Annotated in this window: 10 protein-coding genes and 1 other RNA gene; all 11 read right to left on the reverse strand. The window is 60.8% G+C overall.

The window, feature by feature from the left end; genetic code table 11:
* Window positions 1–96: 96 nt before the first annotated feature.
* Window positions 97–1,179 (reverse strand): undecaprenyldiphospho-muramoylpentapeptide beta-N-acetylglucosaminyltransferase, encoded by a 1,083-nt coding sequence (gene murG / locus AB5Y99_RS18820; protein WP_058057545.1) that lies wholly within the window; start codon window positions 1,177–1,179, stop codon window positions 97–99.
* On the reverse strand, window positions 1,179–2,360 hold the full coding sequence (gene ftsW, locus AB5Y99_RS18825) for a cell division protein FtsW (protein WP_005336154.1): 1,182 nt from the start codon (window positions 2,358–2,360) through the stop codon (window positions 1,179–1,181). The genes murG and ftsW overlap by 1 nt, the downstream gene beginning before the upstream one ends.
* Entirely contained in the window at window positions 2,357–3,640 is a 1,284-nt protein-coding gene (murD, locus tag AB5Y99_RS18830) for a UDP-N-acetylmuramoyl-L-alanine--D-glutamate ligase (protein WP_368210496.1), read from the reverse strand. The genes ftsW and murD overlap by 4 nt, the downstream gene beginning before the upstream one ends.
* 4 nt (window positions 3,641–3,644) lie before the next feature.
* Window positions 3,645–4,727, reverse strand: coding sequence for a phospho-N-acetylmuramoyl-pentapeptide-transferase (gene mraY / locus AB5Y99_RS18835; RefSeq protein WP_005355120.1), 1,083 nt, complete (start codon window positions 4,725–4,727; stop codon window positions 3,645–3,647).
* The gene (murF, locus tag AB5Y99_RS18840) at window positions 4,721–6,076 is read right to left on the reverse strand and encodes a UDP-N-acetylmuramoyl-tripeptide--D-alanyl-D-alanine ligase (protein WP_368210499.1); all 1,356 of its coding nucleotides are present in this window, start codon (window positions 6,074–6,076) and stop codon (window positions 4,721–4,723) included. The genes mraY and murF overlap by 7 nt, the downstream gene beginning before the upstream one ends.
* Window positions 6,073–7,605: a UDP-N-acetylmuramoyl-L-alanyl-D-glutamate--2,6-diaminopimelate ligase gene (gene murE, locus AB5Y99_RS18845; RefSeq protein ID WP_368210502.1), complete on the reverse strand. Its 1,533-nt coding sequence runs from the start codon at window positions 7,603–7,605 to the stop codon at window positions 6,073–6,075. Before murE ends, murF begins: the two co-directional genes overlap by 4 nt.
* A complete protein-coding gene (locus tag AB5Y99_RS18850; RefSeq protein WP_005336163.1) occupies window positions 7,538–9,292 on the reverse strand; it encodes a peptidoglycan glycosyltransferase FtsI in 1,755 nt (584 codons plus the stop codon). Before AB5Y99_RS18850 ends, murE begins: the two co-directional genes overlap by 68 nt.
* Window positions 9,289–9,603, reverse strand: a complete 315-nt coding sequence (gene ftsL, locus AB5Y99_RS18855) for a cell division protein FtsL (protein ID WP_005336166.1) — start codon at window positions 9,601–9,603, stop codon at window positions 9,289–9,291. The genes AB5Y99_RS18850 and ftsL overlap by 4 nt, the downstream gene beginning before the upstream one ends.
* A gap of 3 nt (window positions 9,604–9,606) precedes the next feature.
* Window positions 9,607–10,545: a 16S rRNA (cytosine(1402)-N(4))-methyltransferase RsmH gene (rsmH, locus tag AB5Y99_RS18860; RefSeq protein ID WP_005336168.1), complete on the reverse strand. Its 939-nt coding sequence runs from the start codon at window positions 10,543–10,545 to the stop codon at window positions 9,607–9,609.
* Window positions 10,546–11,004 carry a division/cell wall cluster transcriptional repressor MraZ gene (mraZ, locus tag AB5Y99_RS18865; RefSeq protein ID WP_013723406.1) on the reverse strand — a complete coding sequence of 153 codons (459 nt, stop codon included), beginning with the start codon at window positions 11,002–11,004 and terminating at the stop codon, window positions 10,546–10,548. It lies immediately after the preceding gene.
* Between the two features lie 442 nt (window positions 11,005–11,446).
* An RNA gene (gene rnpB, locus AB5Y99_RS18870) (RNase P RNA component class A) lies at window positions 11,447–11,833 on the reverse strand.
* Window positions 11,834–11,861: the final 28 nt, after the last annotated feature.

Raw genomic sequence — 11,861 nt, forward strand, 5'->3', positions numbered from 1 at the left:
CTGCCGCAGGCCATGTGCCGTCAAAGCGCAGTTGCACGGCGGCATCAATACATACAGGTACAAGGCTGCACGGTGTCACCGCTGCAACCTTGCTCATCAATCTTTACCACGCTGCCCGGTTGCGAGCTGTTTGCACTCATCTGCAACCCGCTCGGCCGCATCGGTGATGGCGACGCGGCGAGCCGCTTTCGCCATGTTAAACAGGGTCTCCCTGCGACCAGCCAGCCAGGTCAGACGCGCCGCCAGCGATGCGGTATTCAGCTCGGACTGGGGCAGAAACTCGGCTGCACCACCGTCGACCAGGGTCAAAGCGTTTCGGGTCTGGTGATCATCCACCGCATGGGGCAGCGGCACGAAAATGGCGGCCACACCGGCGGCAGCCACTTCGGAAACAGTCAGGGCACCGGCACGGCAAACCACCAGGTCGGCCCAGGCGTAGGCGCTGGCCATATCCTTGATAAATTCACTCACCTCGGCATTGATGCCGTGCTGGGCATAGGCAGCAGAGACAGTCTCGGCATTGCCCTTGCCACACTGGTGACGCACTTCAATAGGCACGCCGGATGCCGCCACCGCAGCAGGTACCTGCTCGTTGAGCACCCGAGCGCCCAGACTGCCGCCGACGATCAGCAGATGCAGTGGCTCATCCCCGCTGCGCAGTTGCGGATCCGGCAGGGCGACCACTTCGGGACGCACCGGATTACCGACCACGGCGGTGCGACGGCTCGGCGCGAAGGCGCCCGGAAATGCCATCAACACCCGCCTGGCGATACGGGCCAGCAACTTGTTGGTCATGCCGGCAGCGGCATTCTGCTCATGGAGCAGCAGCGGGATGCCGGAGAACCAGGCCGCCACGCCACCCGGGCCGGAAGCAAAACCGCCCATGCCGAGCACCACATCAGGGCGAACGGTCTTGAGCACCTGACGCGCCTGCAGGATCGATTTGACGATGCGATAGGGCGCCACCAGCAGTCGTTTGATGCCGTTGCCACGCACCCCCTGAATATCGATGAAGGAGATGGGATAACCGTGGGCGGGCACCAGCTCCGCCTCCATCCGGTCGGCAGTGCCGAGCCAGTGGACAGTCCAGCCCTGGGCCTTCAGGCGATCGGCCACGGCCAGACCGGGGAACACATGCCCACCGGTACCACCCGCCATCACCAACAGAGTCTTGCTCACTAAACCTCCCGCACGCGCGCCTGGGCTGTCGCCTGACGCAACTCAAAATCGATTCGAATCAACATGCTCACCGCCACCGACATGATGATGAGACTGGAACCACCGTAACTCACCAGCGGCAGGGTCAAGCCCTTGGTTGGCATCATGCCGCTGGCCGCGCCGACGTTAACGAAGGTCTGGAAGCTGAACCAGATGCCGATGCCGATGGCCAGATAACCGTCATAGAGCCGCTCTGCCACCAGCGCGCGATGCCCCAGCTTGAGCGCCTTGACCGCCAGCGCAAAAATCAGGAACAGGGCGCCCAGCACCCCGACGTAACCCAGCTCTTCACCGAGGATCGCAAACACGAAGTCAGTGTGCGCTTCCGGCAGGTACTCCATCTTTTGGATAGAGTTGCCAAGCCCTTCGCCAAACCAGCTGCCACGACCAAACGCCATCAGCGACTGGGTCAACTGGTAGCCGCTGCCGAACGGGTCGGCCCAGGGATCCATAAAGGAGGTCACCCGCCGCATCCGGTAGGGCTCGACGATGATCAGCATCACCACCGAGCCGAGACCCGCGCCGATCAGGGTCAAAAACTGTCCCAGTCGGGCTCCGGCCAGAAACAGCATGCCAAACGAGGTAACGAACATCACCACGGTGGAACCCAGGTCCGGCTGCAACAGCAGCAAGACCGCCAGCACCCCGAACACCGCCAGCGGTTTCAGGAAGCCGATCCAGGCTTCACGCACTTCGCTCTGGCGCCGCACCAGATAACCGGCCAGATAGACAAACAGCGCCAGCTTGCCAAACTCGGCAGGCTGCAGGTTGAAGGGGCCGAGCGGCAACCAGCGCACCGCACCGTTAACGTTTCGGCCCACCAGCAGCACCAGCACCAGCATCAAGATCGCCAGCAGCAGCATGGGGCCGTTGTGCTGTTGCCAGCGCGCCATCGGCACCTGCAACACAAACCAGGAGATACCGAGCGCCATCACCAGAAACAGGGCGTGACGCTTCACAAACATGAAGGGGTCATCCCCCAGCGCAATCCCTTCGGGGATCGACGCCGAGGCCACGATGACCACCCCGACCGCCATCAGGGAGAGCGCCAGCAGTACCAGCTGCCGATCGTAGAGACCGGCAGGACGCGCCGGTAACAGCCAGCGTTGGAACAGACCTGCTGCTGCGCGAAGGGCGTTCATAGCGCCAGCACCATCTCGGTGAAGCGATCGCCGCGCACCTCGAACGACTTGAACTGATCGAGGCTGGCACAGGCCGGCGCCAGCAGCACCCAGTCACCGGGCTTCGCATCGGCCGCTGCTTTGGCAACCGCAGCGGCCAAGTCGGCCACCCGTTCGGTCTGCTCGCCCAGTGCCAGCAGCACCTCGGCATCCTGACCGAAGCAGTACATGTGATCGATCTGGTTACCCAGCAGCGCCTGTATCGGGCCAAAATCCTGCCCCTTGCCCTGACCACCGGCCAGCAGCAGCAGGCGCCCCTTGACCGACTCGCGCACACCGGCAACGGCAGCCAGCGTGGCCCCCACGTTGGTGGCTTTGGAGTCGTTGATCCAGCGCACCCCGTTCACCTCGCGCACGAAGCGGGCACGATGGGGCAAGCCCTCGAAACGACGCAGCACGGTAAGCTGAGCCGCACGGGGAATACCGACCGCATCGCACAGCGCCATGGCCGCAAGGGCGTTGGCCTGATTGTGGGCACCGACGATCTTCATCTCGTCCACTGCCAACAGCGGTTCGCCGTGCAGGGTCAACCAGTGGCGGCCATCCAGCAGACAACGGCCATAGCCATTGCAATCGAGACCAAAGCTCTGCCACACCTGACCCACATCGGGCAGGGTCTGGGCATCGTCACGATTGACCAGAATGTGTTTGGAGTGCTGATGGATCTCCATCTTGGCGGCGCGATAGTCGGCCATGCCCTGATAGCGATCCATGTGATCTTCTGAGAGGTTCAGCACCACGGATGCAGCAGCACGCAAACTGTGAGTAGTTTCCAACTGGAAGCTGGAGAGCTCCAGCACGCAGAGATCCATCGGCTGCTTGAGCAGCTCCAGCGCAGGCGTGCCGATATTGCCGCCCACGCCGACATTGAGACCGGCTTCGGCAATCATCTCGCCCACCAAGGTGGTAACGGTGCTCTTGCCGTTCGAGCCGGTGATGGCGATCACCGGGGTCTGGGTCTCGCGCACAAACAGCTCGATATCACCGACGATCTGCACGCCACACTCGGCAGCTGCTTTCAGTTCGGGGGTCGCCAGCGCGATACCCGGGCTCGCGACGATCATGTGCGCCTGCTTGAGCTGCGCCTCGTCGAGACCGTGAATGAGCTCTACCTCAGGCGGCAGTTGATCCTTGCCGGGCGGGTTGGCACGGGTATCCATCACCAGTGGCGTCACGCCACGGCCGAGGAAGTAGTCGAAGCAGGAAAGTCCGGTTTTGCCCAATCCGATGATGATGACCATGGCCTTACCTCACCTTCAGAGTGGCAAGACCCAGCAGCACCAGCACGAGGGTGATGATCCAGAAGCGCACGATGACGCGCGGCTCCGGCCAGCCCTTCTTCTCGTAGTGGTGATGGATCGGCGCCATGCGGAAGATCCGCACGCCGCGCAGCTTGTATGAACCCACCTGCAGGATCACCGAGACAGTCTCCATCACGAAGACGCCGCCCATGATCACCAGCAGGAACTCCTGACGGACCAGCACGGCGATGGTGCCGAGCGCGCCGCCCAGTGCCAGGGAACCAACGTCCCCCATGAAGACCTGCGCCGGATAGGTGTTGAACCAGAGGAAACCCAGACCCGCCCCGACAATGGCGGTACAGACGATCACCAGCTCGGAGGTATAGGGCACGTAGGGAATGTGCAGGTAGTTGGCAAAGTTGACGTTACCGGTGGCCCAGGCGATCAGGGCAAAGCCCCCCGCCACCATCACGGTCGGCATGATGGCCAGGCCGTCGAGACCGTCGGTCAGGTTGACCGCGTTGGAGGTGCCGACGATGACAAAGTAGGTCAGTACGATAAACATCAAGCCAAGCTGCGGCATCACATCCTTGAGGAAAGGCACCACCAGCTGGGTTTGGCCCTCATGGGTTGCGGTCGCATAGAGGAACACCGCCACCGCCAGCGCTACCGCGGATTGCCAGAAATACTTCCAGCGCGCGATCAGGCCGTCGGTATTCTTGCGCACCACCTTGAGGTAGTCGTCGGCAAAGCCGATGGCGCCATAGGCACCCAGCACAAACAGCACCAGCCAGACATAGGGGTTGTCGAGGCGGCACCAGAGCAGCACAGACGTGAAAATCGCAGCAATGATCATCAGGCCACCCATGGTCGGGGTGCCCCGCTTGCTGAGGTGGGACTCGGGACCGTCGTTGCGGATCACCTGACCAAACTTCAGGATCTGCAGGCGACGTATCAGGCGTGGCCCCATCCAGAGGGCAACCCCCAGTCCGGTGATGATCGACAGGATGGCGCGAAACGTCAGGTAGGAGAAGACGTTGAAGAAGGTGAAGTGCGGGGTGAGCAGTTCGGCCAGCCAGACTAGCATGTGGCTGACTCCTGATGGCCTTTGACCATCTCGACGATATCTTCCATGCGGGAGCCACGGGCCCCCTTGACCAGAATCGAAATTTCCTGATGTGTATTTATCATTTGCGCAAGCACTTCAAACAACGACGCCTTGTTATCGAAATGTCGGCCAACCGCGGCATCTGCGGTGTGGCGACTATCTTCCCCCACTGTCAGCACGGCATCCAGACCGCGCTCGCGGGCATGACGGCCAACCCGGGCGTGTTGCTCGGCAGACTCCTCACCCAGTTCCCGCATATCACCAAACACCAGCACCTTGAAGCCGCCCATGGCGGTCAGGGCATCGATGCCCGCCAGCACGGATTCCACGCTGGCATTGTAGGTATCATCCACCAAGGTCAGACCGCCCCAGCGCTGCACGCAGAAACGCCCCTTGACCGGTGCCATCTGTTCCAGCCCCGCCTTGACACAGGCGAGGGATGCGCCGAGGGCCAGACAGCCCGCGGCGGCAGCCAACGCATTGGCCACGTTGTGGCGACCCGGGATCGCCAGAGTCAGGCTCAGCTCGCCTTGCGGGGTTACCATCACGAACTCGGCGCAGCCTCGCTCGTTGAGCACAAGGTTGCGCGCATGGAACGGCTGGCTCTGATCGTCGATGGAGAAGGCGCACTGAATGCCGCGTTCCCGCCACTTCGGCCAGAATTCGTTGTCGGCATTGACGATGGCTGTGCCACCCTCGCTCAGCCCCTCAAAGATTTCGCTCTTGGCGTGGAACACCCCTTCCAGCGAGCCGAAGCCCTCCAGATGGGCCGCCGCCACGTTGTTGATGATGGCGGCATCGGGTTTGGCCAGCGAGGTAGTCCAGGCGATCTCGCCCGGATGGTTGGCACCCAGCTCCATCACCGCAAACTTGTGCTGAGGCTCGAGGCGCAGCAGGGTGAGCGGCACGCCCACCTCGTTGTTGAAGTTGCCAGCGGTGGCCAGCACCTCTCCTTCATGACGCAGGATGGCGGTTGCCATCTCCTTCACCGTGGTCTTGCCGCAGCTGCCGGTAATGGCCAGCACTTTCGGGTTGATGCGCTCACGCACCAGTTTGCCGAGACGGCCCAGCCCCTTCAGACTGTCGGTCACCACCAGCTGGGGGATGGCCAGCGGCAGCTCACGCTCGACCAGCAGGGCAGAGGCCCCTGCCTGAACGGCCTGTTCGCAAAAATCGTGGGCATCGAAGCGCTCGCCGCGCAGAGCAACGAACAGGGCACCCGCGCCCAGAGTGCGAGTGTCTGTACTGACGACGGTGATCTCGCCGTCGTCACCAATCAGACGGGCATCGAGTACCTGAGCCAGCTCGGCAAGCCTGAGGGTCATCATTTGAATGACTCCAATAATGTGTGCAAGGCGGCCGCGACGGTTTCCCGGTCGCTGTAGTGCCGCTTGTCGGTTCCAATGATCTGATAATCCTCGTGACCCTTACCGGCCACCAGGATGATGTCCTGTTTGCTCGCCTGACCGATGGCCAGCGCAATCGCCTTGACCCGGTCATGCTCCACCTGCACCGCAGCAGGATCGCGAAGACCCGCCACCATGTCGGCCATGATCCGGGCCGGCTCCTCGGTACGGGGATTGTCGTCGGTCAGGATCACGCGATCCGCATACTGCTCGGCCATGGCGGCCATCATGGGGCGCTTGCCGCGATCGCGGTCGCCACCACAACCGACCAGACACCAGAGCTGCCCTGTGCAGTGCACCCGCAGGGCCTGCAATGCCTTCTCCAGAGCGTCCGGGGTGTGGGCGTAATCGACCACCGCCAGCGGCGTATCACCACCGCCAAAGCACTCCATGCGACCGGTTACCGGCTGCAACTGAGGCGCTGTTGCCAGCAGCTCGTGGAAGTCGTAACCGAGCACCAGCATCACGCCCATCGCGGCCAGCACATTGCTGACGTTGAAGCGCCCGAGCAAGGGGGCGGATAATACACCATTCCCCCAGCTGGAGTTAATCTGCGCGCGAAAACCTTGCTGGTGAAAATCGAGCTGCTGCGCCGTTAATTGACGGCCAGAATGGTGTTCAATCGGGCCATTAACGCTGAACGCCACCGCTGCCGGGTACTTTTCGAGCCACTTGGCCCCCAACTCATCATCACGGTTGATCACCGCATTCGACTCATCGACCAGCTGCAGCAGTTGCTCTTTGGCGGCACCATAGGCCTCCATGGTGCCGTGATAGTCGAGGTGATCCCGGCTCAGGTTGGTGAAAACCGCGGCGGCAAAGGGCAGCGCGGCGACGCGGTGCTGCACCAGACCGTGGCTGGAGACCTCCATCGCCACCAGATCCGCCCCCTGCGCTTGCAGCGCAGCCAGATTGGCTTGCACCTGCACGGCGCTGCCGGTGGTGTTTTCCGCTTCGATCAGGTTGCCAAACAGGCCGTTGCCGATGGTGCCCATCACACCCGCTTTGCCACCCAGCAGGGTGCGCCAGTTGGCGACCAGCAGTGCCGTAGTGCTCTTGCCGTTGGTGCCGGTGATCCCGACCAGATCCAATTTTTGGGCTGGCTGATCGTAGAAATAGCCCGCAAGAGCAGAGAGGTGAGCGGGCAGCTCCCGCATCCCGATACAGGGAACCGGAGTCGATGGTGGGATAAATTCACCATCCTCCTCAAACACAACAGCGGTCGCTCCCTGAGCCACCGCCTGTTCGATAAACCGTCTGCCATCCACTTGATGACCGCGAATGGCCACGAAGAGCGAGCCGGGGCCAACCCGCCGACTATCCAGCTGGATATCGGTCAGGGTGAGCGCCGGCGCCTGGATACCGAAGGAGCGCAGTAATGCATCAAGTGCGCGGGACAAGAGAAGCCTCCGTACGGGCAAGTTTGGTGGGCACCGCTGGCGGCACCGCATCGGGACGAATATTGAAGAGCTGCAGCACCCCGCCCATGGCCTCTGCAAACGGTGGGGTCGCCACGGCGCCGCCATAATAGGCGCTGCCTTTTGGCTCGTTGATCACCACCACCATGACGAAACGGGGATCACTGGCGGGTGCGAAACCGGCAAACCAGGCCATGTAATCCTTGCCATAGCCACCGGCGACGGCGACCTTGGCAGTACCACTCTTGCCGCCAACCCGATAGCCCGGGATCTTGGCTTTTGGAATGGCGTTGTCGACCACATACTCCAGCGCCTGCAACATGGCAGCGGCGTTGTTGTGATCGATAACCTGCTCACCCTTGGGCGGCGTAGTCACCTTGACGATGGAGAGCGGCACCCGCTTGCCCTTGTTGGCCAGGGTGGCGTAGGCGGAAGCCAGCTGCAGCGGGGTGACTCGCAGACCATAACCGAACGAGAGGGTTGCCCGCTCGATATCGGACCAGCGGCGACGCTGGGGCAGCATGCCGCTGCTCTCGCCCATCAGCCCGCTGCCAGTATCCATGCCGAAACCGAACATGCTGAGGGTGTTGATCATCTCCTGCGCCGGCATCCGCAACGCGATGCGCGACATACCGATGTTGGAGGAGTAACGCAGGATATCGTAGAGGTTGGTCGCCTTGTGGATACTGACGTCCTTGATCTGCTTGGCACCGATAAAGAGCGGACCACCGGGAATGAAATCCTTCCAGCTGGTGACACCTGCCTGCAAGGCACTGAGCAAAATCAATGGCTTGACGGTCGAACCTGGCTCGTAGGTATCAGTCACCACCCGGTTGCGTACCCGGAAGCTCTGATACTGGCCTCGGTTGTTCGGGTTATAGGAGGGGGTGTTGACCATGGCGAGCACTTCACCGGTCTTGATATCCAGCATCACCATGGAGCCGGAGGTCGCCTTGTTCTCGTCGGTTGCCCGCTTGAGGGCTCGGTAGGCCAGAGCCTGCACCCGCTGATCGATACTGAGCTGCAGATCGTTGGCGTTCTTGCCCTCTTTGACGATGCCAAGCCGCTCGATGACGCGCCCCTGACGATCCTTGCGCACCCGCATTTCGCCGGGTGTCGCCGTCAGCCACTCGTTGTAGCTGCGCTCAATCCCTTCAATACCGCTGCCATCGATGTTGGTCACCCCCACCAGATGGGCACTGATTTCGCCAGTCGGATAGAAGCGGCGCGCTTCGGGGCGCAGGTAGACGCCACCCAGCTTGAGCCCCTTGATATATTCCGCCACCGCAGGAGTAACCTGACGCTGCAGATAGACGAAGCGCTTGCTGGGGTTGGCGATGCGGTGTTTGAGGGTATTGATGTCGAGCTTGAGCACGGCAGAAAGTGCCAGCCAGGCTCGCTCGTTATTGATGGCACCGGATTCATGCACTGTCTTGGGATCGGCCCAGACAGCTTCGACCGGCACAGAAACCGCCAGCTGCTCGCCGTTGCGATCGGTGATCATGCCGCGCACCGCCTGGGTAGAGGTGGTACGCAGGGAACGCATGTCCCCTTCCTGACGCAGACGATCCGGATTGATCACCTGGATCCAGGCAAGACGCAGGATCAGACCCACAAACGCGATGCCGATAAACACCGCAAGCGTGCGAAAGCGCCATGGATAGATAGATGGCGCTTTGACATTCGCTTTGGCAGCTTTGGCTGTAGCCTTGCGTTTCATGGTTGGGTAATTACCTTCTCGGTGGTCACCAGCGGACGACCCATCTGCAACTTGTCCATCGCCAGACTCGCCACCCGGGAGTGTTCAGCCAGGGTGCCCTGCTCCAGCAGCAGGTGGCGCCATTCGATATTGAGGCGATCCTCTTCTGCCATCAGATCGTTCTGCTTGGCCGTCAGACCGCGGGTCATGTTGGTCACCAGGATCACGGCAAACGCGGTCACCAGCACGGCGACCGACAGAAAAATCTGCAGCTTGTGCCGCCAGAGATCGGCAACGATCTCCTTGGCAAGATGAACACGCACTTCGCTCATCGCTTACTCCGCCAGCCGTTCGGCAACCCGCAGCACCGAGCTGCGTGACCGGCTGTTTTCAGATACTTCATGATCAGAAGGCTTGAGCGCCTTGCCGACCGACTTCAATTTGCGACCGCCAGCCAGCTGGGCCTCGGTCAACGGAATGCCGTAAGGCACTTCCGGCCCCTTCTCGTGCTTGCGGATGAAATGCTTTACCAATCGGTCTTCCAGCGAATGGAAGCTGATCACCGACAAACGGCCATGTGGTGCCAGCACTTCCAGTGCACCGTTGAGCGCGGTTTCGATCTCGTCCAGCTCGCTGTTGATATAGATGCGAATGGCCTGGAAGCTGCGGGTTGCCGCATGCTTGCCCTTCTCCTTGCTCGGATTGACCCGGGCAATCATCTCCGCCAGTTGACGGGTACGCACATAAGGTTCGGTCACGCGGTCGTGCACGATGGCACGGGCGATCTTCTTGGCAAAACGCTCCTCACCGAAGGTCTTCAGCACCCAGGCGATGTCATCCACATCGGCCTTGGCCAGCCACTCGGCAGCGCTCTGACCGGAAGTGGGGTCCATCCGCATATCGAGCGGACCATCTTTCATAAAGCTGAAGCCGCGCTCGGCATCATCCAGCTGGGGTGAAGAGACCCCCAGATCCAGCAGGAAGCCATCCACCTTGCCCAGCAAACCGCGCTCATCCAGATAGGAGGCGATGCCGGAGAAGGGGCCGTGCACGATTTCGAAACGGGGATCCTGGATCTTGGCTGCTTCGGCGATCGCCTGGGGATCGCGGTCGATGGCGATCAGGCGGCCATTGGGGCCAAGGTGCTGCAGGATCAGACGAGAATGACCACCACGGCCAAAAGTACCGTCGACGTAGACACCGTCCGGCTTGATGGCCAGACCTTCAACGGCTTCGTGCAGCAGCACTGTGATGTGTTCAGCGGCTTGGGTCATTTATAAAGAGAAATCCTGTAGTCGTGGTGAGCTTGCCCAATCGTCCCCGGGCAGACCCAAGATGTCGTCATTGACCTGTTGTTGCCAGCGGGCTTCATCCCACAGCTCAAACTTGTTGAGCTGGCCCACCAGCATGATTTTCTTGTCCAGCCCCGCATGGTTGCGCAGTGGCTGACTGAGCAGCAGACGGCCATTGCCATCCAGCTCGCATTCAGTTGCATGTCCCAGCAGCAGTCGCTGCAAACGGCGCTCTTGCGGATTCATGCTGGAGAGAGTCTTGAGCTTGCGCTCGACCTCTTCCCATTCATTCAGGGGATAAAGCAGCAGACAGGGATGGGCAATATCGATGGTGCAGACCAGCTGGCCGTCACTTTCGTCGCGCAGCCAATCACGGAATTTGGTCGGAATTGCCAGCCGCCCTTTACTGTCCAGGCTGATGGCATGAGCGCCACGCAACAAATTGCAGTCCCTGAAGGTGAGTGAGCAGGCAGATTGCCCCTCTAAAAACCACTTTGATCCACTTTTCCCCACCTTGAAGTTTAAGGACGTGCAGGGGGCTTTTCAAGCAAGGAGATGGGACAGAGGGAACATATTGACGCAGCAATTGCATGTTGCGGATTGAGTGGGTTGATTTTCCACAAGTTATTTGGCGTTAAACTCTGGTGATTAATTGAAATAAGTGAATGAACTGAGAACACACACAATATGTAGGTGCGAACAACCATCCTGGGTTCTATCACCATCTATCGCTGCCATCGCGCCAAATACAAAACTATTCGATTGATTTAAAACATATATTTTCATTCAAAATGACAAGGTCGAAAATATCCTGCCAACGAAGCCATATTTTCTCATGCATAAAAAAGAGCCCCGCGATAAATCGCAGGGCTCTTCGGAATGAGGTCGGAGTCGGCCTGTAAGCCGGGTTCTGTACCGGGTTGCCCCGGGTAGCAATCATTCCTCTAGGCCAGCAATCGCTCGCTGGCTCAAGCAACCTACCCGCCCCCAACGCGGGCCGCGCCAATAGGGGCCTATTTGGTCTTGCTTCGGGTGGAGTTTACCGTGCCACGAACTGTTGCCAGTCGCGCGGTGCGCTCTTACCGCACCCTTTCACCCTTACCTGATCCCTTGCGGGCCATCGGCGGTCTGCTCTCTGTTGCACTGGTCGTAGGCTCACGCCCCCCAGGCGTTACCTGGCACCCTGCCCTGTGAAGCCCGGACTTTCCTCCCCTCCGCCCGTCTGTCCCGAGGGACACAACGACGAAGCAGCGATTGCCCAGCCAACTCCGAGGCGCGGATTATAGCCTTGCGATACG

It is taken from the genome of Aeromonas sp. R4-2, assembly GCF_040908295.1.
Lineage (GTDB): Bacteria > Pseudomonadota > Gammaproteobacteria > Enterobacterales > Aeromonadaceae > Aeromonas > Aeromonas veronii.